This window comes from Pseudomonas sp. NPDC089396 (assembly GCF_044749545.1).
Classification (GTDB): Bacteria; Pseudomonadota; Gammaproteobacteria; order Pseudomonadales; family Pseudomonadaceae; genus Aquipseudomonas.
This window is the reverse complement of the sequence record NZ_JBIVIC010000002.1, coordinates 419,966-442,284: the sequence shown is the minus strand read 5'-3', so window position 1 is coordinate 442,284 and position 22,319 is coordinate 419,966. Positions and strand designations below refer to the sequence as shown.

The 22,319-nt window shown below is 64.3% G+C and carries 20 protein-coding genes; 8 read left to right on the top strand and 12 right to left on the bottom strand.

Annotation, left to right across the window (positions count from 1 at the left end; translation table 11 throughout):
• Nucleotides 1-5: 5 nt before the first annotated feature.
• A complete protein-coding gene (locus ACIPZB_RS05015; RefSeq protein ID WP_400639214.1) occupies nt 6-1,628 on the bottom strand; it encodes a methyl-accepting chemotaxis protein in 1,623 nt (540 codons plus the stop codon).
• Nucleotides 1,629-1,811: 183 nt separating this feature from the next.
• Complete coding sequence (locus ACIPZB_RS05010; protein ID WP_400639213.1) at nt 1,812-2,498, bottom strand: tellurite resistance TerB family protein; 687 nt, start codon at nt 2,496-2,498, stop codon at nt 1,812-1,814.
• A 220-nt stretch (nt 2,499-2,718) separates the two neighbouring features.
• On the opposite strand from ACIPZB_RS05010, the gene ydcS reads away from it, so the two are divergent.
• The 5 genes from ydcS (at nt 2,719) to ACIPZB_RS04985 (ending at nt 8,244) form a co-directional block, all read left to right on the top strand.
• Nucleotides 2,719-3,870: a putative ABC transporter substrate-binding protein YdcS gene (ydcS, locus tag ACIPZB_RS05005; protein WP_400639212.1), complete on the top strand. Its 1,152-nt coding sequence runs from the start codon at nt 2,719-2,721 to the stop codon at nt 3,868-3,870.
• Nucleotides 3,871-4,032: 162 nt separating this feature from the next.
• Complete coding sequence (locus ACIPZB_RS05000) at nt 4,033-5,073, top strand: ABC transporter ATP-binding protein (RefSeq protein WP_400639211.1); 1,041 nt, start codon at nt 4,033-4,035, stop codon at nt 5,071-5,073.
• A gap of 1 nt (nt 5,074) precedes the next feature.
• The gene (locus ACIPZB_RS04995) at nt 5,075-6,007 is read left to right on the top strand and encodes an ABC transporter permease (RefSeq protein WP_400639210.1); all 933 of its coding nucleotides are present in this window, start codon (nt 5,075-5,077) and stop codon (nt 6,005-6,007) included.
• Complete coding sequence (locus ACIPZB_RS04990; RefSeq protein ID WP_400639209.1) at nt 5,997-6,803, top strand: ABC transporter permease; 807 nt, start codon at nt 5,997-5,999, stop codon at nt 6,801-6,803. Before ACIPZB_RS04995 ends, ACIPZB_RS04990 begins: the two co-directional genes overlap by 11 nt.
• A 16-nt stretch (nt 6,804-6,819) precedes the next feature.
• Nucleotides 6,820-8,244, top strand: a complete 1,425-nt coding sequence (locus ACIPZB_RS04985; RefSeq protein ID WP_400639208.1) for a gamma-aminobutyraldehyde dehydrogenase — start codon at nt 6,820-6,822, stop codon at nt 8,242-8,244.
• 126 nt (nt 8,245-8,370) lie between these two features.
• Here the strand turns inward: ACIPZB_RS04985 and ACIPZB_RS04980 are convergent, their stop codons facing one another.
• The 3 genes from ACIPZB_RS04980 to ACIPZB_RS04970 form a co-directional block, all read right to left on the bottom strand.
• Complete coding sequence (locus ACIPZB_RS04980) at nt 8,371-9,477, bottom strand: NADH:flavin oxidoreductase/NADH oxidase (RefSeq protein ID WP_400639207.1); 1,107 nt, start codon at nt 9,475-9,477, stop codon at nt 8,371-8,373.
• Nucleotides 9,478-9,714: 237 nt separating this feature from the next.
• Nucleotides 9,715-11,424 (bottom strand): single-stranded-DNA-specific exonuclease RecJ, encoded by a 1,710-nt coding sequence (gene recJ, locus ACIPZB_RS04975; protein WP_400639206.1) that lies wholly within the window; start codon nt 11,422-11,424, stop codon nt 9,715-9,717.
• Between the two features lie 12 nt (nt 11,425-11,436).
• Nucleotides 11,437-11,979, bottom strand: a complete 543-nt coding sequence (locus tag ACIPZB_RS04970; RefSeq protein WP_008100080.1) for a YaeQ family protein — start codon at nt 11,977-11,979, stop codon at nt 11,437-11,439.
• 133 nt (nt 11,980-12,112) lie between these two features.
• Between ACIPZB_RS04970 and ACIPZB_RS04965 the strand changes: the two genes are divergently transcribed.
• Both ACIPZB_RS04965 and ACIPZB_RS04960 read left to right on the top strand, forming a co-directional pair.
• Entirely contained in the window at nt 12,113-13,312 is a 1,200-nt protein-coding gene (locus ACIPZB_RS04965; RefSeq protein ID WP_400639205.1) for a CaiB/BaiF CoA transferase family protein, read from the top strand.
• Between the two features lie 14 nt (nt 13,313-13,326).
• Nucleotides 13,327-14,184 (top strand): TIGR02285 family protein, encoded by an 858-nt coding sequence (locus tag ACIPZB_RS04960; protein ID WP_400639204.1) that lies wholly within the window; start codon nt 13,327-13,329, stop codon nt 14,182-14,184.
• Nucleotides 14,185-14,314: 130 nt separating this feature from the next.
• Here ACIPZB_RS04960 and ACIPZB_RS04955 read toward each other — a convergent pair whose 3' ends face one another.
• From ACIPZB_RS04955 to xerD, 6 genes are all read right to left on the bottom strand, one after another.
• On the bottom strand, nt 14,315-14,596 hold the full coding sequence (locus ACIPZB_RS04955; RefSeq protein WP_400639367.1) for a DUF3509 domain-containing protein: 282 nt from the start codon (nt 14,594-14,596) through the stop codon (nt 14,315-14,317).
• 80 nt (nt 14,597-14,676) lie between these two features.
• The gene (locus ACIPZB_RS04950) at nt 14,677-15,075 is read right to left on the bottom strand and encodes a histidine kinase (RefSeq protein WP_400639203.1); all 399 of its coding nucleotides are present in this window, start codon (nt 15,073-15,075) and stop codon (nt 14,677-14,679) included.
• Between the two features lie 229 nt (nt 15,076-15,304).
• On the bottom strand, nt 15,305-16,714 hold the full coding sequence (thrC, locus tag ACIPZB_RS04945) for a threonine synthase (protein WP_008094500.1): 1,410 nt from the start codon (nt 16,712-16,714) through the stop codon (nt 15,305-15,307).
• A gap of 54 nt (nt 16,715-16,768) precedes the next feature.
• Entirely contained in the window at nt 16,769-18,073 is a 1,305-nt protein-coding gene (locus ACIPZB_RS04940) for a homoserine dehydrogenase (protein WP_400639202.1), read from the bottom strand.
• An 82-nt stretch (nt 18,074-18,155) separates the two neighbouring features.
• A complete protein-coding gene (locus ACIPZB_RS04935; protein WP_008094498.1) occupies nt 18,156-18,917 on the bottom strand; it encodes a thioredoxin fold domain-containing protein in 762 nt (253 codons plus the stop codon).
• A 153-nt stretch (nt 18,918-19,070) separates the two neighbouring features.
• A complete protein-coding gene (xerD, locus tag ACIPZB_RS04930) occupies nt 19,071-19,967 on the bottom strand; it encodes a site-specific tyrosine recombinase XerD (RefSeq protein ID WP_400639201.1) in 897 nt (298 codons plus the stop codon).
• 68 nt (nt 19,968-20,035) lie between these two features.
• On the opposite strand from xerD, the gene ACIPZB_RS04925 reads away from it, so the two are divergent.
• Complete coding sequence (locus ACIPZB_RS04925) at nt 20,036-21,853, top strand: cation:proton antiporter (protein WP_400639200.1); 1,818 nt, start codon at nt 20,036-20,038, stop codon at nt 21,851-21,853.
• On the opposite strand, the gene ACIPZB_RS04920 is transcribed toward ACIPZB_RS04925, so the two are convergent.
• On the bottom strand, nt 21,844-22,251 hold the full coding sequence (locus ACIPZB_RS04920) for an acyl-CoA thioesterase (protein WP_008094490.1): 408 nt from the start codon (nt 22,249-22,251) through the stop codon (nt 21,844-21,846). The two genes, ACIPZB_RS04925 and ACIPZB_RS04920, sit on opposite strands and share 10 nt — an antisense overlap.
• Nucleotides 22,252-22,319 lie beyond the last annotated feature (68 nt).

Sequence of the window (22,319 nt, the reverse complement as noted above, 5' to 3'; positions counted from 1 at the left end):
GACGATCAGACTTTGAAGCGCGATACGCCGCCGCGCAGGCCTGCGGCTACCTGGCTCAGCTCATCGATGGCAAAGCTGGCCTGGCGCAGCGACTCCACGGTCTGGGTGCTGGCATCGCTGAGCTGGGCCAGGGCCTGGTTGATCTGCTCGGCACCGGTGGCCTGGGCCTGCATGCCTTCGTTGACCATCAGCACCCGTGGCGCCAGGGCCTGGACCTGATGGATGATCTGGCTCAGTTGCTCGCCGACCTGCTGCACCTCGAACATGCCGCGGCGCACTTCCTCGGAGAACTTGTCCATGCCCATGACCCCGGCCGACACCGCCGACTGGATCTCCCGCACCATCTGTTCGATGTCGTAGGTAGCCACGGCCGTCTGGTCGGCCAGGCGACGCACCTCGGTGGCGACCACCGCGAAGCCACGGCCGTACTCGCCGGCTTTTTCGGCTTCGATGGCGGCGTTGAGCGACAGCAGGTTGGTCTGGTCGGCGACCTTGACGATGGTCACCACCATCTGGGTGATGTTGCTGGCCTTTTCATTGAGGATCGCAAGCTTGGCGTTGACCAGGTCGGCGGCGCCCATGACCTGGTGCATGGTTTCTTCCATGCGCGCCAGGCCTTGCTGGCCAGAGCCGGCCAGGCTCGATGCCTGGTCGGCGGCGCTGGTGACTTCGGTCATGGTGCGCACCAGGTCGCGCGAGGTGGCGGCGATTTCACGCGAGGTGGCGCCGATTTCCGTGGTGGTGGCCGCCGTTTCGGTGGCCGTGGCCTGCTGCTGCTTGGAGGTGGCGGCAATTTCGGTCACCGACGTGGTCACCTGGACCGACGAGCGCTGGGCCTGGGACACCAGGTTGGCCAATGCTTCGGCCATTTCGTTGAAACCACTTTCGATGGCGCCGAACTCATCCTTGCGGTCCAGGCTCAGGCGCATGCTCAGGTCGCCCGAGCGCAGCTTGTCGAGGGCATGCACCACACGCTGCACGGGTGCGGTGATGGCCCGCATCAGCAGCAGCCCGCAGATACAGGCAGCAATGATCGCCAGCAACAGCGAGATCATCATGCTGCCTTTGGCCGTGCTCACGGCGCTGCCGATTTCGTGGGTGGCGGCGTCGGCCGACTCGCGGTTGTGCTCGATCACCGCGTTCAGATGCTGGCGCCCGTCGACCCAGGCCGGGGTTAGAACATCGCTGATCAGCCGCTCGGCTTCGCTGTAGTTGTGCTGGCGATAGGCGTCCAGCACCTCGCCGATAAGCTTGATGTAGGTTTCTTCCATCTGCACGAAGTCATCGAACCTGGCCTGGTCGTCACTCGCCTGGATGGTGGCCTGGTAACTGGCCATGTGTTGCTTGAGGCGCGCCTCGAAACTCTTGAACTGCTCCATGTCTGCCGGGGTCACTTCACGGCGGTTGGACAGCCCCACCAGCTGCTGGCTGGTGATATAGCTGTCGACCCAGGCACTGCGGATCATCGAGCTGTAGTAGACCCCTGGAATGCTGTCGGTCCCCACTGCCTCTTCGGCCTTTTCGATCGCCATCAGCCGCGAGTAGGCGGCGACGATCATCAGCAACATGATGGCGATGATCACGGCGAAACTTGCCAGGATCCGTTGGCGCAAGGTCCAGTTCTTCACATTCAGCCCTCAGGAATTCACAACGAGCGGGAAAAATCGTCGAAGTATAGCGTAGGCGCCCTACGCTTTTGCGGCTGAAATGCGCGGAAAATGTGGTCTTTACCGATATACAAACCATCGCCGACTCAGCTCGGCCCTTGTGGGAGCCGGCTTGCCGGCGATGGCCTGCAAAGCAGGCCCTTGTCACTGCCCAGCAGCAAGCCTCACCTGGTTCTCCAGCTCCTGGCGCAACGCCGGTTCCAGGCGCAGTTGGCGGGCCAGTTCATCCAGGTAGGCGCGCTCCATGAAGTTTTCCTGATCGACCATCATCACGCTGGCCAGGTACATCTCGGCCGCCATCTCCGGTGTTTGCGCCGCGCGGGCGACTTCGGCCGGGTCCAAGGGTTTGTTGAGCTCCGTGTGCAGCCACTGCTGCAGCTCACCGTCGCTGTCCAGTCGCGTGAATTCGCCTTCGATCAGTTGGCGTTCGCGCTCATCGATATGGCCATCGGACTTGGCCGCCGCCACCAGCGCACGCAGTACCGCCTGGCTATGCACCTCGGCCTGGGCCGGGGGCAGCCGGTCGAGTGTCTGCGGCGCGGTGCCCTGCCCTGCGCCCTGGCTCGCCTGCCAGTTGCCGTAGGCCTTGTAGGCGAGCACGCCCAAGGCGGCCAGCCCCCCGTAGGTCAGCACCTTGCCGCCCACATTGCGCGTTTTCTTGTTGCCCAGCAGCATGCCCATGACCCCGGCGGCCAACGCCCCGCCGCCAGCCCCGGACAACAAGCCGCCGAGCCCATTTGCGCCCGCCGAGGGTTTGCCGGCGCCTGACTGTTTGTTCAGCAGATCCTGACCGGATTTGAGCAATTGATCGAGCAAGCCACGGGTGTTCATGAGCATGTCTCCACGTTGCGAAATGTAACGGCCAGAGTAAGGCCTGCCGTGTGCCGGGCCACCCCTGGATTTGCTTCCAGATGTTGCTTTAGCGGGCAAAAAGCCAACTAGACTCGATATCGCCAACATCCTGCGCAAGCACACTACGCTTATAACAATCGCATCACTGCTTTCTTGATGACTGCCCCTACCAAGATCTCCAAGAAGAAGAGGGAACACCATGTCAGTGCACAAGACCGCATTGCTCGGCGCCGTGACCGGCGCGCTGCTGGCCAGCGCCGGCTTGCAGGCCGCCGAGCTGCCCAAGGCCCTGGGCGCCACTGAAGGCCGGCTGGATATCGTCGCCTGGCCCGGCTACATCGAGCGCGGCGAGAGCGACAAGGCCTATGACTGGGTCAGCGGCTTCGAGAAGGAAACCGGCTGCAAGGTCAGCGTCAAGACCGCCGCCACCTCCGATGAAATGGTCAGCCTGATGAACAAGGGCGGGTACGACCTGGTCACCGCTTCCGGCGATGCCTCGCTGCGCCTGATCGTCGGCAAGAAGGTGCAGCCGATCAACACCGCGCTGGTCCCCAACTGGAAGAACATCGACCCGCGCCTGCAGAACGGCGGCTGGTACGTGGTCGACAAGCAGGTCTATGGCACCCCGTACCAGTGGGGCCCGAACGTGCTGCTGTACAACACCAATACCTTCAAAGAGGCGCCGACTACCTGGGGGGTAGTGTTCGAGCCGCAGGACCTGCCCGATGGCAAGCCGAACAAGGGCCGTGTGCAGGCCTATGACGGTCCGATCTACCTCGCCGACGCGGCGCTGTACCTGAAATCGGCCAAACCGGAACTGGGCATCCAGGACCCTTACGAGCTGAACGAAGCCCAGTACAAGGCGGTGCTCGACCTGCTGCGCCAGCAGCAACCGCTGATTCACCGCTACTGGCATGACGCCACGGTGCAGATGAGCGACGTGAAGAACGAAGGGGTGGTCGCCTCCAGCTCCTGGGGATACATGGTCAATGGCCTGAAGGCCGAGAACCAGCCGGTGGCCTCGACCATTCCGAAGGAAGGCGCCACTGGCTGGGCCGACACCACCATGCTGCACGCCGAGGCCAAGCACCCCAATTGCGCCTACAAGTGGATGGACTGGTCGCTGCAGCCAAAGGTGCAGGGCGATGTGGCGGCCTGGTTCGGGTCGTTGCCAGCGGTGCCGGCGGCGTGCACCAGCAGCGAGTTGCTGGGGGCTGAGGGATGCAAGACCAACGGCTTCGACAACTTCGACAAGATCGCTTTCTGGAAAACCCCGCAGGCCCAGGGGGGCAAGTTCGTGCCGTATAGCCGATGGACCCAGGACTACATTGCGATCATGGGAGGGCGCTAGTGTAGGCCTACAAGGGTTTTTTTTGCTGACGAAACTGGGGCTGCTGCGCAGCCCTTTCGCGACACAAGGCCGCTCCTACAGGGGCCTGCGCGGTTTCTGTAGGAGCGGCCTTGCGTCGCGAAAGGGGCGCACAGCGCCCCCCGATTCACCGTGGAGTCGCCCATGCCCCTAGCAGTCCAGTTCACCCAGGTCTCGCGCACCTTCGCCGAGGTCAAGGCCGTCGACCAGGTCAGCATCGACATCGAGGACGGCGAGTTCTTCTCCATGCTCGGCCCCTCGGGCTCGGGCAAGACCACCTGCCTGCGCCTGATCGCCGGCTTCGAGCAACCCGACAGCGGCTCGATTCGCATCCATGGCAGCGAAGCCGCCGGCGTGCCGCCCTACCAGCGCGACGTCAATACGGTGTTCCAGGACTACGCCCTGTTCCCCCACATGAACGTGCGCGACAACATTGCCTATGGCCTCAAGGTCAAGGGCGTGGCCAAGGCCGAACGCCACGCGCGGGCCGAAGAGGCGCTGGCCATGGTCGCCCTGGCCGGCTACGGCGAGCGCAAGCCGGCGCAGCTTTCCGGCGGTCAGCGCCAGCGCGTCGCCCTGGCCCGCGCCCTGGTCAACCGGCCACGAGTACTGTTGCTCGACGAGCCGCTGGGCGCGCTCGACCTGAAACTGCGCGAACAGATGCAAGGCGAGTTGAAGAAGCTGCAGCGCCAGCTGGGCATCACCTTCATTTTCGTCACCCACGACCAGACCGAAGCCCTGTCGATGTCCGACCGCGTGGCAGTGTTCAACCGCGGCCGCATCGAACAGGTCGACACCCCGCGCCAGCTCTACATGAAGCCCGCCACCACCTTCGTCGCCGAGTTCGTCGGCACCTCCAACGTGGTGCGTGGCGACCTGGCCGAGCAACTCAGCGGTGGCCGCTCGCCCTTCTCCATCCGCCCCGAACACATCCGCCTGGGGGACACGCCCAGCAGCGGCCAGGACGTTCAGCTCAGTGGCCTGCTGCGCGACATCCAGTACCAGGGCAGCGCCACGCGCTACGAGGTGCAACTGGACAACGGCCAGCTGCTGGCGGTAAGCCAGGCCAACGACCGCTGGCAGGAGCAGCCACAACCCTGGCAGGCCGGCCAGCGGGTGCAGGTGCGCTGGCCACGTGAAGCGATGACGGCGCTGCAGGAAACCGTGCTGGTCGAGGGCCGCTGAAATGAGCCTGGCCCAGCCACCTTCAAGCCCGTTGCGCCGGCTGTCCAACTTGCTCTATCGGCGCCCCAACCTGTACCTGTTACTGCTGCTGATCCCGCCGCTGACCTGGTTCGGCGCCATTTACCTGGGCTCGTTGCTCAACTTGCTGTGGCAAGGTTTCTACACCTTCGACGACTTCACCATGGCGGTGACGCCGGCGTTGACCCTGGGCAACTTCGCCGCGCTGTTCAACCCGGCGAACTTCGACATCATCCTGCGTACCCTGGTCATGGCCGTGGCGGTGTCGCTGGCCAGCGCGGTGCTTGCCTTCCCTATCGCCTACTACATGGCGCGCTACACCACCGGCAAGACCAAGGCCTTTTTCTATATCGCGGTGATGATGCCGATGTGGGCCAGCTACATCGTCAAGACCTACGCCTGGACCCTGCTACTGGCCAAGGGCGGCGTGGCCCAGTGGTTCGTCCAGCAACTGCACCTGGATGGGTTGCTGCAAACCGTGCTGGCCATACCCGGGGTGGGCGGCAGCACGCTGTCGACCTCGCACCTGGGGCGCTTCATGGTGTTCGTGTACATCTGGCTGCCGTTCATGATCCTGCCGATCCAGGCCTCGCTGGAGCGCCTGCCGCCATCATTGCTGCAGGCCTCGGCGGACCTCGGCGCGAGGCCAGGGCAGACCTTCTGGCAAGTGATCCTGCCCCTGTCGATCCCCGGTATTGCCGCGGGCTCGATCTTCACCTTCTCGCTGACCCTGGGCGACTTCATCGTGCCGCAACTGATCGGCCCGCCCGGCTACTTCATCGGCAGCATGGTCTACGCCCAGCAAGGGGCGATCGGCAACATGCCGATGGCCGCGGCGTTCACCCTGGTGCCGATCGTGCTGATCGCGGTCTACCTGTCCATCGTCAAGCGCCTGGGAGCCTTCGATGCACTCTGAAAAAGCCTCGACCGGCCTGCGCCTGGCGGCGTGGGGTGGTTTGCTGTTCCTGCACTTTCCGATCCTGATCATCGTGTTGTACGCCTTCAACACCGAAGACGCGGCGTTCAGCTTCCCGCCCCAGGGCTTCACCCTCAAATGGTTCGCTGTGGCCTTCGCCCGCCCCGACGTGCTCGAGTCCATCAAGCTGTCGATCCAGGTAGCCTGCCTCGCCACGCTGATCGCCCTGGTGCTCGGCACCCTGGCTTCGGCGGCGCTGTACCGGCGCAACTTCTTCGGCAAGGAGGGGATTTCGCTGATGCTGATCCTGCCGATCGCCCTGCCGGGGATCATCACCGGCATCGCCCTGCTGTCGGCGTTCAAGAGCCTTGGGATCGAGCCCGGAATATTCACCATCGTGGTCGGTCACGCCACCTTCTGCGTGGTGATCGTCTACAACAACGTGATCGCGCGACTGCGCCGCACCTCGCAGAGCCTGATCGAAGCCTCGATGGACCTGGGCGCCGATGGCTGGCAGACGTTCCGCTACATCATCCTGCCCAACCTCGGTTCGGCACTGCTGGCCGGCGGCATGCTGGCCTTTGCCCTGTCGTTCGACGAGATCATCGTCACCACCTTCACCGCCGGGCACGAGCGCACGCTGCCGATCTGGCTGCTCAACCAGCTGAGCCGCCCGCGCGACGTGCCGGTGACCAACGTGGTCGCCATGCTGGTGATGCTGGTGACCATGCTGCCGATCCTCGGCGCCTATTACCTGACCCGCGGCGGTGAAAGCGTCGCGGGCAGCGGCAAATGACCTACAAGGAGCCCCCATGCAAATCAACATGCTGATCAACGGTCGCCTGGTCGCGGGCGAAGGCCCGGCCTGGACCGTCCTCAACCCGGCCGAGGGCAACGCCCTGGTACAGATCAACGAAGCCAGCGAGGCCCAGGTCGATGCCGCCGTGCGCGCCGCCGACCTGGCCTTCGACAGCTGGTCGCAGACCAGCCCCAAGGAACGTTCGCTGGCCCTGCTGGCGCTGGCCGACGCCATCGAAGCGCACGGCGATGAACTGGCCAGGCTGGAATCGCAAAACTGCGGCAAGCCGTTCGCCGCCGCCCTCAACGACGAAATACCGGCCATCGTCGACGTGTTCCGCTACTTTGCCGGCGCCGCCCGCTGCCTGGGGGGCTCGGCGGCAGGCGAATACCTGCCGGGCCATACCTCGATGATCCGCCGCGACCCGCTGGGCGTGGTCGCCTCGATCGCCCCCTGGAACTACCCGCTGATGATGCTGGCCTGGAAAGTCGCCCCGGCCCTGGCTGCCGGCAATACCGTGGTCATCAAGCCGTCCGAGCTGACACCGCTGACCGCCCTGCGCTTTGGCGAGCTGGCCAAGGGCCTGCTGCCTGCCGGCGTGCTCAACATCCTCTTTGGCCGTGGGCAAACGGTCGGCAACCCGCTGGTCACCCACCCCAAGGTGCGGATGGTGTCGCTGACCGGCTCGATCCCTACCGGCGCGCACATCATCGGGTCGACCGCCGACAGCGTGAAGCGCATGCACATGGAGCTGGGCGGCAAGGCCCCGGTACTGGTGTTCGACGACGCCGACATCGATGCCGCCATCGACGGCATCCGCACCTTCGGCTTCTACAACGCCGGCCAGGACTGCACGGCGGCCTGCCGCCTGTACGTGCAGGAGGGCATTTACCATCGCTTCGTCGAGCGCCTGGGCAAGGCCGTGGCGAGCCTCAAGCCCGGCGTGCAGGACGCCGAGGACACCGAGCTGGGCCCACTGATCAGCGCCCAGCACCGTGACAAGGTGGCGGGCCTGGTGAACCGCGCCATTGCCCAGCCGCACATCCGCCTGATCACCGGCGGCAAGGCACTGCCGGGAGAGGGGTTCTTCTTCGAGCCAACGGTGCTGGCAGACGCCTTGCAGGACGATGAGATCGTGCGCAATGAGGTCTTCGGCCCCGTGGTATCGGTGACGCGCTTCACCGACGAAGCCCAGGCACTGGAGTGGGCCAACGATTCGGAATACGGCCTGGCCTCATCGGTGTGGACCCGCGACACCGGCCGCGCCCACCGCCTGGCGGCGCGGTTGCAGTATGGCTGCACCTGGGTCAACACCCACTTCATGCTGGTCAGCGAAATGCCCCATGGCGGGCAGAAGCATTCGGGGTACGGCAAGGACCTGTCGATGTATGGGCTGGAGGATTACACCTGTGTGCGGCATGTGATGATCAAGCATTGAATCTGGGGTGATGCTCCCGGCCCTATCGCCGGCAAGCCAGCTCCCACAGGTACAGCGCAAGCCATAAGAGCAGCGCTGTACTTGTGGGAGCCGGCTTGCCGGCGATGAGGCCAGAACAAGCTAAAGCTAATCCCGCAAATCGGACTCATGAATCGGATTCGCCCGACTGGTCGCGCGTTGGTACTGCGCCGGCCAGGTCGCCTTGTTGCCGCCCAGGTCGTCATCGGCATGCAGCGGCCAGTACGGGTCGCGCAGCAGTTCACGGGCCAGGAAGATGACATCGGCCTGCCCGGTACGCAGGATGTGTTCGGCCTGGGCCGGTTCGGTGATCATGCCCACTGTGCCGGTGGCAATTTCCGATTCCTTGCGCACGCGCTCGGCGAAGCGGGTCTGGTAGCCGGGGCCGGTGGGGATCTCGGCATTGACCGAGGTACCGCCCGAGGACACATCGATCAGGTCGACCCCGAGCGCGCGAAGGCGGCGGGCCAGTTCGACGGTTTCATCCGGGTTCCAGCCATCTTCCACCCAATCGGTCGCCGAAACCCGAACGAACAGCGGCAACTCCTGGGGCCAGATCTTGCGCACCGCCTCGGTGACTTGCAGGGTCAGGCGGATACGGTTTTCGAAGCAGCTGCCATATTCGTCCCGGCGCTGGTTGCTCAACGGCGACAGGAACTGGTGCAGCAGGTAGCCATGGGCGGCGTGGATCTCGACCACCTTGAACCCCGCCTTCAGTGCCCGTTCGGTGGCTGCAACGAACGCGTCGACCACATCCTTTATTTCACCCAGGGTCAATTCATGCGGGACGGTGTGCTGTGGGTCGAAGGCAATCCTCGAAGGCCCCACCGGCTGCCAGCCCCCTTCTTCGGGCTTGACGCTGCCCTGTTTGCCCAGCCACGGGCGATGGGTACTGGCCTTGCGCCCTGCGTGAGCCAGCTGGATGCCCGGTACGGCGCCCTGGGCGGTGATGAAGCGAGTGATGCGCTGCAGCGGCGGGATTTGCGCGTCGTCCCACAGGCCCAGGTCTTCGGCGGTGATACGGCCATCGGCGGTGACCGCCACCGCTTCAGTGATGACCAGTCCGGCGCCACCCACGGCGCGGCTGCCCAGGTGGACGAGGTGCCAGTCGTTGGCCAGGCCATCGACGGCGGAATACTGGCACATTGGCGAAACCGCGATGCGGTTGGGCAGGGTTAGCTGACGCAGGGTGTAAGGCTCGAGCAGCAGGCTCATGAGGGCACCTCCCAAGGACTCCAATGGTGATCCGGCCCGGACACTCATGCACGACGCTGGTCCGGTATCGGTCATTAATCAGACTAGACCAGATTGGTAGGGGGGAAGGTTCCTCGGGAATTGGGGGTGCCTTTAGGGCCCTATCGCCGGCAAGCCGGCTCCCACAGGAACCCCACCGCGTTCAAGGCTTGTGGTGAACCTGTGGGAGCCGGCTTGCCGGCGATGAGGCCCTGGGGGTCAGCGCGGCTCCATGTGGGCAATCATCAGCTGCACGCTTTCGTTACCCCGGAACTCGTTCACATCCAGCTTGTACGCCAACTCCACCCAACGCACGGTCGGGTTCGGCCATACCTCGCGGTCGATGCCAAAGGCGATGCCATCCAGGCGCACCGACCCGCATTCGCTCTTGAGCACCACCTTCAGGTGGCGCTCGCCGACCACGCGCTGCTCCACCAGCTGGAACACGCCATGGAACAACGGCTCGGGGAAGTGCTGGCCCCAGGGCCCTGCGTGGCGCAGGGCTTTGGCCAGGTCGAGGTGGAACTCTTCCACGGCCAGGCTGCCGTCCGACAGCAGCCGCCCGGTCAGGTCTTCTTCGCGCAACTGGCGCCGCACTTCTTCGTCGAACGCCTCGGCAAACGCCGGGAAGTTGCCTTCGGGCAAGGACAACCCCGCCGCCATGGCATGCCCGCCGAACTTGCTGATCAGCTGCGGGTGGCGCGCCGCCACCGCATCCAGCGCATCGCGGATATGAAAGCCCGGCACCGAACGCGCCGACCCCTTGAGCATGCCGTCACCGGCATCGGCAAAGGCGATGGTCGGCCGGTGGTATCGCTCCTTCAGGCGCGAGGCGAGAATGCCGATCACACCCTGGTGCCAGTCGGCATCGAACAGGCACAGACCATACGGCATGGATTCGACCGGCAAATCCTTGAGCTGGGCCAGGGCCTCGCGCTGCATGCCTTGCTCGATCGACTTGCGGTCCTGGTTCAGGTCATCCAGCTGCTGGGCCATGTCCTGGGCCAGCGCCTCGTCCTCGCACAGCAGGCATTCAATACCCAGGCTCATGTCATCCAGGCGCCCGGCAGCGTTCAACCGTGGGCCGAGGATGAAACCGAGGTCGGTGGAGGTAATGCGCCGATGATCGCGACGCGCGACTTCCAGAATGGCTTTCAGGCCAGGCCGTGCGCGGCCCGCGCGGATGCGCTCCAGGCCTTGGTGCACCAGGATGCGGTTGTTGGCGTCCAGCGGCACCACGTCGGCGACACTGCCCAGGGCAACCAGGTCGAGCAGCTCGCCGATGTTCGGCTGTGGCTGCGTCTCGTAGCGCCCCAGGCTGCGCAAGCGCGCCCGCAAGGCCATGAGCACATAGAAGATCACCCCGACGCCCGCCAGCGACTTGCTGGGGAACGCGCAGCCCGGCTGGTTCGGGTTGACGATGGCGTCGGCCTGCGGCAGTTGCGCGCCCGGCAGGTGGTGGTCGGTGACCAGTACCTTGAGCCCGGCCGCCTTGGCCGCGTCCACGCCTTCGACACTGGAGATGCCGTTGTCGACGGTGATCAGCAATTGTGGCTGGCGCTGCAGGGCTACCTGAACGATTTCCGGGGTCAGGCCGTAGCCGTACTCAAAGCGGTTGGGCACCAGGTAGTCGACGTGGGCCGCGCCCAGCAGGCGCAGGCCCAGCACGCCAACGGTACTGGCCGTGGCGCCATCGGCATCGAAATCGCCGACGATCAGGATGCGCTGGCGCTGGTCGATAGCCTCGACCAGCAGGTCCACGCCGGCCTCGATACCCTTGAGCTGCTGATACGGCAACAGCCGCGCCAGGCTCTTGTCCAGTTCGGCTTCGCTCTGCACGCCGCGGGCGGCGTACAGGCGGGTCAGCAAAGGTGGCAGGTTCCCCAGAAATGGCAGGGTCGATGGCAGCGGGCGAGGTTCGATACGCATGGGGGTTTGGGCTCAGCCACGCTCGCCGAGCAGCCACTCGAGCTGCACTTCATGCTGACCACGGTCGTCGGTGACGAATACCGTGCCTTCGCTGATCATCACGTCCCACTTGATGGTGCGGGGCATGTCGGTGGCCAGGACTTCCAGGACCTCCTGCGGTACGGCGGCGATATTCAGGTTCTTCAGCCCTTTGACCGCGTCCACGACCTTGTTCTGCCACACCCGCAGGCTGCCGTAGGCCAGCAGGCTGGTGCGCTCGGTACGGCGCGAGCACCAGGTCAGGCGCTCGGCGTCGGGCTGGCCGACTTCGATCCAGTGCAGGATGCGGTCGTCCAGGCTCTTTTCCCACAGCGCCGCTTCATCTACGTCGGACAAACCACGGCCGAACGACAGGTTCTCGTTGTACCACAGCGCGTAGGCCAGCAGGCGCACGGCCATGCGCTCTTCGGTTTCCGAAGGGTGGCGGGCAATGGTCTGGCGGACGTTCTCGTACACGCCACGATCGAGATCGGTGAGGTTCAGTTCGAATTTGTAGGTGGTGGACGGCTGGGCCATGGTCGAATGGGCTTCGTGCAAAGAGAAAAGTTGCCTAGTCTAACTGATCCTGCCCAGGCTTGCGCCGCAGCAGTATCTGCCGCTGAAGACCTATGATAAAACCACCGCTCTGCCTTGTTGCCACGGATGCCACATGCCTACGCCCAGCAAACCCCTCGCCGGACTCAAAGTCATCGAACTCGGCACCCTGATCGCCGGCCCGTTTGCCTCACGCATCTGCGCCGAGTTCGGTGCCGAGGTGATCAAGGTCGAGTCCCCCGACGGGGGTGACCCGCTGCGCAAATGGCGCAAGCTGTACGAGGGCACTTCGCTGTGGTGGTTCGTTCAGGCGCGCAACAAACAGTCTCTGACGCTTAACCTCAAGCACCCTGAGGGCCGCGAAATCCTCAAGCGCTTGCTGGCCGAGGCCGACATCCTGATCGAGAACTTCCGCCCTGGCGTGCTGGAAAAACTCGGCCTGGGCTGGGATGTACTGCATGCGCTCAACCCGCGCCTGGTCATGGTCCGCCTGTCGGGTTTCGGCCAGACCGGGCCGATGAAGGACCAGCCGGGCTTTGGTGCAGTGGGCGAATCCATGGGTGGCCTGCGCTACATCACAGGCTTCGACGACCGTCCGCCGGTGCGCACCGGGATCTCCATCGGCGATTCGATTGCCGCCTTGTGGGGTGTGATCGGCGCGCTGATGGCGCTGCGTCACCGCGAAGTCAACGGCGGTGAGGGCCAGGTGGTAGACGTGGCCCTGTACGAAGCGATCTTCGCCATGATGGAAAGCATGGTCCCGGAATTCGACGTGTTCGGGTTCATTCGCGAGCGTACCGGCAACATCATGCCGGGCATCACCCCCTCCTCCATCCACACCACTGCCGATGGCAAGCATGTGCAGATCGGCGCCAACGGCGATGCGATCTTCAAGCGCTTCATGCAGGCCATCGGCCGCACTGACCTTGCCGAAGACCCGTCGCTGGCCAGCAATGATGGCCGCGACGCGCGCCGTGACGAGCTGTATGGCGTGATCGACCGCTGGGCCAACGGCCTGCCGCTGGAACAGGTCATGCGCACACTCAACGACGCAGAAGTGCCCGCCAGCCGTATCTTTTCGGCCGAGGACATGTTCAACGATCCGCAGTACCTGGCGCGGGAAATGTTCCTGCAGGCTCGCCTGCCGGACGGCAAGCCGTTCAAGATGCCCGGCATCGTGCCGAAGCTTTCCGAAACGCCAGGTTCCACCGAGTGGGTCGGCCCGGCCCTGGGCGAACACACCGACACGTTGCTGACCAGGCTGGGTTACGACACGGCCGCTATCGCCAGCCTGCGCACCGCGGGCACGGTCTGAGATCGCCCTTGCCCATGCGCGCCCGGTCCTTGCTCTGCGGTCTGTTGCTTTCCATGGCCCTGGCGCCGGTGCAGGCCAGGGAACGCTTGCTGTGGCTGGTCCGCGACCTGCCGCCGTTCACCATTTTCGAAGGTGCGGAAAAAGGCCAGGGCGTGGTCGACCAGATGCTGCCGCTGCTGATCGAACAGATGCCCGAGTACGACCACGCCATCGTGCGGGTCAACCGTGCCCGCGGCATCCAGATGCTGCAGGACCGAAGCAGTTTCACCTGCGACCCGACCCTGCTGTGGACGGCAGAGCGCGCCAAGTTCGTGCACTTCTCGGTGCCGACCTTGGGCGTGATGAGCGGCGGGCTGGTGGTTCGCAAGCAGGGCGAAGCACTGCTGGCACCTTTTCTAGAGGGCCAGCAGGTCGATTTGAAAGGTTTGCTCGACAGCACGCAACTGAAGTTGGGCATCGTCGCCGGCCGCAGCTACAGCACGCAGATCGATGAGATTCTGCGCCAGTTACCCGACGACGTGTTCAGCCGGCATTACGGTAACGATGCCACCGCCAGCCTGCTGCAAATGCAGCAACTCGGTCGCCTGCAACTGGTACTCGGCTATTGGCCAGAAGTGCGTTACCTGATTCAGCAACAGGGGGGCTCGCTGGACGAATACCGCTTCCACCCGATTCTGGGCGTGAACCGCTATCAGTTCCTGCATGTGGGCTGCTCGGACTCGCCACTGGGGCGCGAGGCCATTGCCCATATCGACCAGCTCTTGCCGGCGTTACGTCGCGATACGCTGCCAGCACTGTATGCCCGCTGGCTGGACCCGGAGTTGCGCGGAGACTACCTGCAACAGAGCAAGCAGTTTTTCGAAAAGCGCTAGAAAAAAGAAACCCCGGAACGCTGGGGAAGACGTCCGGGGTCAAGCGAAAGTCCTTACGGGCTTTCCGTGACAACCTGCCTGCACCGGAGCTTTGCGCAAGTGGGTTGCCCTACTGCGTCTGATAAGCCAATCAGGCAAAGGTTCCCTGCGGTGGCATACGCTGTTGCAACGCCGCGATCACACAGGGCTGCAAACGCCCCTCGACAATCTGCAAGTCACGATGCAAACCGTCTACCAAGTCGATCAGCAGCCTTTGCTCCTGCAATTGGCGCAGGCTGACAGTGCGGCGCAACGCCGTGCCACCGAGGCTGTCGTAAACGATCAATTGGCGGTTGCCGCTGGCATCGGCGGCGTCAAGGTGGGTTCGATAAGGCGACAGGGCGTCGTTGAGCAGTCTGCAGATTCTTTCCATCCGGATCACTCGCGCAGGTAGTGGGACATACAGGAACTGACCAACAAGCGCAGCGGAAAGTTCGCCCGGCTGCGGCTGGTTCATTGAGCATGCTTGGGCGATGTGACGGTTTGAATACACCGTATGGCCTGTTGCCAGCGCGGCATTGGCAATGGCCAGGGCAGCTCGGCGAGCACCCACAGGCCGCGCTTGCGAGCCTCTTCAGCAAGGTCCGGCCCCTGGGCACTGGGACAGCCGGTGAACAACACGGCGCGCAATGAGCGGTCCTGCTCGATGCGCTTGAGTAACTTCAGGCCATCGCTCATTGAATGATCAAGGATCAGCAAGTCGGCTTTGCGCGGGCGCGCAAGGCAAGCGCCGAGGTCGGCAAGATCGGCGGTGACACGCACGTCGAAAATGCCCTGGGCATTGCACGCCTGGTGCAGGAGGATCTGGTGGGAAGGCCGAGACTGGTGAATCAACACGTAGGGCTGACGCATGAGCCGCTCCTTTGGAAAAGGGCGGCAACTTTATGCAAGTTTCAGCATGATTTATGTAGGACGATTCCGAACAAGACCGAAGAAAGCGCTACAAAAAAAGGGCCGCTGCGCGCCCCAATCGCCGGCAAGCCGGCTCCCACAGATACACCACAGGCTATGACGCAGTGGTTTCCCAGTGGGAGCCGGCTTGCCGGCGATTGGGCCGCACAGCGGCCCCTTCGACTTGCGCTTAAAGCGGCTTGCCGCGATTACCGTGCTGGCTGACGAAGGCCTGCACTGCCTTCAGGTCGTTGGCCAGTACCGTGCAGCGCTCTTCGCGGCTGAACAGGTCGCTCAAGTGTTCTGGCAGCTCCAGCGCTTTGCCGACGCCGGCCTTCTCCACCGCTTCCGGGAACTTGACCGGGTGCGCAGTACCCAGCACCACCATCGGCGTATCAAGGCTGCGGCGGCACTCGCGGGCGGCCTTGACGCCGATCGCGGTGTGCGGGTCGAGCACTTCACCGGTGCTGGCAAAGACTTCAGCGATGGTCTCGCAGGTTTGCTCATCGCTCACGGCCAGCGAATCGAACAGCTTGCGGGCTTCGGTCCAGCGGTCTTGCTCGACGCTGAAGCCGCCACCCTGCTTGAAGTTGGCCATCAGTTCGCCGATGGCGGCGCCGTTGCGGCCATGCAGGTCGAACAGCAGGCGCTCGAAGTTGGACGAGACCATGATGTCCATCGACGGCGACAGGGTCGCGTGCAGGGTTTCCTTGACGTACTGGTTGCCGCTCATGAAGCGGTGCAGGATGTCGTTGCGGTTGGTTGCCACCACCAGCTGGCTGATCGGCAGACCCATGTTGCGCGCCAGGTAACCGGCGAAGATGTCGCCGAAGTTGCCGGTCGGCACCGAGAACGCCACCGAACGGGCCGGGCCGCCCAGCTGCAGGGCAGCATGGAAGTAGTAGACGATCTGGGCCATGATCCGCGCCCAGTTGATCGAGTTGACCGCCACCAGGCGAGTGCCCTTGAGGAAGGACTGGTCGGCGAAGCTGGCCTTGACCATTTCCTGGCAGTCGTCGAAGTTGCCTTCGATGGCGATGTTGTGGATGTTCTCACCGAAGATGGTGGTCATCTGACGGCGCTGCACTTCCGACACACGCTGGTGTGGGTGCAGGATGAAGATGTCGACGTTGTCGCAACGGCGGCAGCCTTCGATGGCGGCGGAACCGGTGTCACCACTGGTGGCACCGATGATCACCACGCGCTCGCCACGCTTGGCCAGCACGTGGTCGAGCAGGCGGCCGAGCAGTTGCAGGGCGAAGTCCTTGAAGGCCAGGGTCGGGCCGTGGAACAGCTCCATGACCCACTCGTTGCTGTTCAGCTGACGCAGCGGTGCGACCGCGGCGTGGGCGAACTCACCGTAGGTTTCTTCGAGGATCTTCTTGAAGTCGGCGTCGGCGATGCTGCCGGTGACGAACGGGCGCATTACCCGGAAGGCCAGCTCGTGGTACGGCAGGCCGGCCCAGGAGGCGATCTCTTCCTGGGTGAAGCGTGGCAGGTTCTCGGGTACGTACAGGCCGCCGTCACTGGCAAGGCCCGCCAGCAGGACATCTTCGAAATTCAGGGCCGGTGCCTGGCCGCGGGTGCTGATATAACGCATGGCTACAAACCTTCGATGCTGGGCCCGGGCCGCCGTCGCGGCCCGTGGGGGAAATTAGTTGAGCTGTTCGACGCGGATGCGCACGACCTTGCCGACCACGTCCTGCAGGGCTTCCAGGGCGACGATGGCGTCATTGATGCGCTGCTCGACCACACCGTGGGTCAGCAGGATCATCGGCACCAGGCCATCCTGTTCCTCGGCTTCCTTCTGCATGATCGACTCGATGTTGATGCCGCGCTCCGACAGGATGCTCGCGACCTGGGCCAGTACGCCCGGGTGGTCCTTGGCCTGGATGCGCAGGTAGTAGGCGCTTTCGCAGGCTTCGATCGGCAGGATCGGGTGGGCCGACAGCGAGTCCGGCTGGAAGGCCAGGTGTGGCACACGGTTTTCCGGGTCGGACGTCATGGCGCGGACCACATCGACCAGGTCGGCGACCACCGAGGAAGCCGTCGGCTCCATGCCGGCACCGGCGCCGTAGTACAAGGTGGAACCGGCAGCGTCGCCATTGACCATCACCGCGTTCATCACGCCATTGACGTTGGCGATCAGGCGGTCGGCCGGAATCAGCGTCGGGTGCACGCGCAGCTCGATGCCCGCGTCGGTGCTGCGGGCCACGCCCAGGTGCTTGATGCGGTAGCCCAGGGCTTCGGCGTAGTTCACGTCAGCAGTGGTCAGCTGAGTGATGCCTTCGGTGTAGGCCTTTTCGAACTGCAGCGGGATGCCGAAGGCGATGGAAGCCAGGATGGTCAGCTTGTGCGCCGCATCGATGCCTTCGACGTCGAAGGTCGGGTCGGCTTCGGCATAACCCAGCGCCTGGGCTTCGGCCAGCACGTCGGGGAAGGCACGGCCTTTCTCGCGCATTTCGGTGAGGATGAAGTTGCCGGTGCCGTTGATGATGCCGGCCAGCCAGTTGATGCGGTTGGCCGACAGGCCTTCGCGGATCGCCTTGATCACCGGGATGCCGCCAGCCACAGCGGCTTCGAAGGCGACGATGACGCCCTTCTCGCGGGCCTTGGCGAAGATTTCGTTGCCGTGCACGGCGATCAGCGCCTTGTTGGCGGTGACCACGTGCTTGCCGTTTTCGATGGCCTTGAGCACCAGGTCACGGGCCACGGTGTAGCCACCGATCAGCTCGATGACAATGTCGATCTCCGGGTTGTTCGCAACGTCGAACACATCAGCGGTAATGGGGGTACCGGTAATCTGGCAGTTCGGGTTCTGCGAGCGCATGGCGATCTGTGCCACTTCAATACCGCGCCCGGCACGGCGGGCAATCTCCTCGGCGTTGCGCTGAAGTACATTGAAGGTACCGCCACCGACGGTCCCCAACCCACAGATGCCTACTTTGACCGGTTTCACTGTGAACTCCCCATTGAACGGCCGGCACCTGCGCCGACCGTGAAACATGCCGTCACCCCATGACGACGGCGTACTGAATGAATTACTTGGCGGCCTGCTGCTGGCCGGCCAGGGCCAGCTTGGCCACTTGTGGCGCAGGCTGGTAGCCAGGGATCACCTGGCCGTTCTCGAGCACGATCGCCGGGGTGCCATTGACCCCGATCGACTGGCCCAGCTGGAACTGCTTGCTGACCGGGTTGGCGCACTTGGCGGCCTTGATTTCCTTGCCTTCGACCATCTTGTCCAGCGCCGCGCGGCGGTCGCTGGAGCACCACACGGCCTGCAACTGCTCATCACCCGACGAACCGAGGCCCTGGCGCGGGAAGGCGACATAACGCACTTCGATACCGCGACGGTTGAGCTCCGGGACTTCGGCGTGCAGCTTGTGGCAGTACGGGCAGGTCGTGTCGGTGAATACGGTGATGTGCGACTTGGTTTCGCCCTTGGCAGGATAAACCACCATCTCGGCGGCTGGAATGCCGTTGATGAGCTTGGCGATGCCCAGGCGTTCAGTCTTTTCAGTCAGGTTGACCGGCTTGCCGTCCTGGATCTGGAACAGATAGCCCTGCATGACGAACTGGCCGTCGCCGCTGGCGTACAGCACGCGGCCGCCCTGCAGCTTCACTTCATAGAGGCCGCTGACCGGGCTGCTGGCCACGCTTTCAACGGGCACTTCCAGTTCGAGGTTCTGCAACGATTTGCGGATGGCCTGCTCGGCAACGGCATTGCTATCGGTCGCCGCGGCAACGGCGAAGGTACTGGCCAGCGCCAACGCGGCGGCGGCGATCATCTGGGTCAAACGCATGGGAACTCCTGAAGGCGGACAGGGGCCGGAGGGCGTCACCTGCGGAAAAACCGCGGCGACCGTGCGGCCCTTGGTGCAAACCGCTCAAGCCTACCACATCACACCACCAATGAAGGGGTCTGCAGGTACCGGCCGGCGGAACATGAAAATCATTCATCCACGCGGGTGGTGCTGGGCATGCAGCTGCTGCAAACGGGCCTTGGCCACATGGGTGTAGATCTGCGTGGTCGACAGGTCGCTGTGGCCCAGCAGCATCTGCACCACGCGCAGGTCGGCGCCGTGGTTGAGCAAGTGGGTTGCGAAGGCGTGGCGCAGGGTGTGCGGCGACAAGGACTTGTCGATGCCCGCTACCCGTGCATGGTGCTTGATCCGGTGCCAGAAGGTCTGGCGGGTCATCTGCTCGCCGCGCTGACTGGGGAACAGCACGTCGCTCGGCCGGCCGTTGAGCAGCTCAGCGCGGCCGTCCCGCACATAGCGCTCCAGCCACAGCACCGCCTCCTCGCCCATCGGCACCAGGCGCTCCTTGCTGCCTTTGCCCATCACCCGCAGCACGCCCTGGCGCAGGTTGACCTGGTCGAGGGTCAGGCTCACCAGCTCGGTCACCCGCAAGCCGCAAGCGTAGAGCACTTCGAGCATGGCGCGGTCGCGCTGGCCGATGGCTTCGCCAAGGTCCGGGGCTTGCAACAGCGCCTCGACATCGGCTTCCGACAGCGATTTGGGCAGTGGCTTGCCCAATTGCGGCATCTCGACCTGCAAGGTGGGGTCGACGGCTACCCGTTTTTCCCGCAGCAGGTAACGAAAGAAGCCGCGCAGGCCCGAGAGAAAGCGCGCCGTGGAACGCGGCTTGTAGCCCTGGTCGAGGCGCCAGGCCAAGTGGTCGAGGATCAACTCGCGGCCGGCGTCGGGCAGGGTAACCGAATGCTCCTGCAGCCAGCCATTGAACAGTGCCAGGTCGCTGCGATAGGAAACGCGGGTGTTGTCGGACAGGCCTTTTTCCAGCCACAGGGCGTCGAGGAACTGGTCGATCAGAGGGTGGTCGAGGGCAGGCATGAAAACTCGGTGGAAAACGACGAAATGGCGCTTAGTCTTTCATAACCACGCCGGCATAGGGAGCCCGCATGAACGAACAGCAGATCCTTCTCAGCGTCGGCGGTATCGGCGCTGCCGCCTTGGCCTGCCAGTGGCTGGCCTGGCGCCTGAAATTACCCGCCATCCTGTTTCTGCTGCTGGCCGGCATCCTCGCCGGGCCGATCCTTGGCTGGCTCGACCCGCAAGCACTGTTCGGCCCATTGCTGATGCCACTGGTGTCGCTGGCGGTGGCGCTGATCCTGTTCGAGGGCAGCCTGACCCTGCACCTGTCGCAGTGGCGCGACATCGGCAACGTGGTGCACCGGCTGGTGACCGTGGGGGCGCTGTCGACCTGGCTGGTGATCGCGCTGGCCACCCACTGGCTGCTGGGATTCGACTGGCCCTTGGCGATCCTGTTCGGCACCCTGACCCTGGTCACTGGCCCCACCGTGATCGTGCCAATGCTGCGGGTGGTGCGGCCCAAGGCGGCCATCGCCAACATCCTGCGCTGGGAAGGCATCATGATCGACCCGATCGGTGCCCTGCTGGCCGTGGTGGTGTACAGCTTCATCATCGCCAGTGGCGCTGGCGATGGCCTGACCCAGAGCCTGGTGACCTTCGCCGGAGTGATCTTCTGCGGCAGTGCCCTGGGGGCGGCAGGCGGCTGGCTGCTCGGGCAGATCATGCGGGAACAGTGGCTGCCGGAATACCTGCACAACCTGGCCTCGCTGGCCGCGGTGCTGGGCATTTTCATCGCCGCCAACCAGATCGTCCACGAATCCGGGTTGCTGGCCGTCACGGTGATGGGCATGTGGCTGGCCAACATGCGCGGGGTCGATGTGCGGCAGATCCTGCACTTCAAGGAAAACCTCAGCGTATTGCTGATCTCCGGCCTGTTCATCCTGCTCGCCGCGCGCCTCGACCTGCACGCCATGATCGGCCTGGGGCCCGCTGTGCTGGCGCTGCTGTTGGTAATCCAGTTGCTGGCGCGACCGCTCAATGTGGCGCTGTCGACCCTGGGCTCATCGCTGAACTGGCGCGAACGCGCCCTGCTCGCCTGGGTCGCGCCACGCGGCATCGTCGCCGCGGCGGTGTCGGCGATATTCGCCATCCGCCTGCATGAGGCCGGCCACCAGGGCGCCCTGCTGCTGGTGCCGCTGACCTTCGCCGTGATCATCGGCACCGTGGTCATACAGAGCGCCACGGCACGCCCCCTGGCACGCCTGCTCAAGGTCGCAGAGCCGGCGCCCAGCGGCTTTCTCATCGTCGGCGCCAACGAGCCGGCCCGGGCCATCGCCAAGGCGTTGCAGCAACTGGGCTGTCGCGTGCTGCTGACCGATTCGAGCTGGGAAAACATTCGTGCAGCGCGCATGGATGGGCTGCCCACCTATTTTGGCAACCCGGCCTCGCAGCATGCTGATGCGCACCTTGACCTGGTCGGCCTGGGCCATCTGCTGGGGTTGTCGCCCGCGGGCGAGATCAATGCCCTGGCCTGCGCCCGCTTTCGCCATGACTTTGGCCACGGCCGCCTGTTCGTGCTGGCCAGCGGCCTGGAGAAGCAGCGCAGCGACAAGCACCGGGCCGCCGAAGAGCACCGCGGGCATCTGCTCGGCGCAAGCCCGATGACCTATCTGCAACTGGCCAACCGCCTGCATGAAGGCGCGCAGTTCTACAGCACCACGCTCACCGAAGGCTTCGACTGGGAGGACTACCGGGCCCTGCATGGTGAACGGGCACACCTGCTGTTCGCACGTGACGAACACGGTTGGGTGCATGTCGCCAGCGCTGACGAACCACTGCAACCCCAAGCAGGCTGGACATTGGTGGCGCTGGTGGAACCCGCAGTCGCGGAGTTGAATCAGGCCTGAGGCAGCACGGGCACCGGGCGCTTGTCCTCGTCGATGGCAACGAAGCTGAACACGCCATGAATCGCACGCTCGCGGCCATCGAGGTACATGTTTTCGACGAACACGTCGACCTGCACTTGCAGGCTGGTATTGCCGACCTTGATCACCGTGCCGACCAGCTCGACGATCGAGCCCGCCGGGATCGGGTGCTTGAAGTCGATGCGGTCGGTGGACACGGTCACCAACGGCAGGCGGCAGAAGCGCGTGGCGGCGATGAACGACACTTCGTCCATCCAGGCCAGCGCAGTGCCGCCGAAGAGGGTGTTGTGGTGGTTGGTGGTGTTGGGGAATACGGCTTTGGTCACGCGGGTCACCGAAAGCTCGGTGCGGCGCTGGATTTCCTGATCTCGGGCAGTCATGTCTGTCACATTGCTGAATTTCAAAAAGCAAAAAAGCAGCCCGAAGGCTGCTTTTTTCTCGCTAGGCG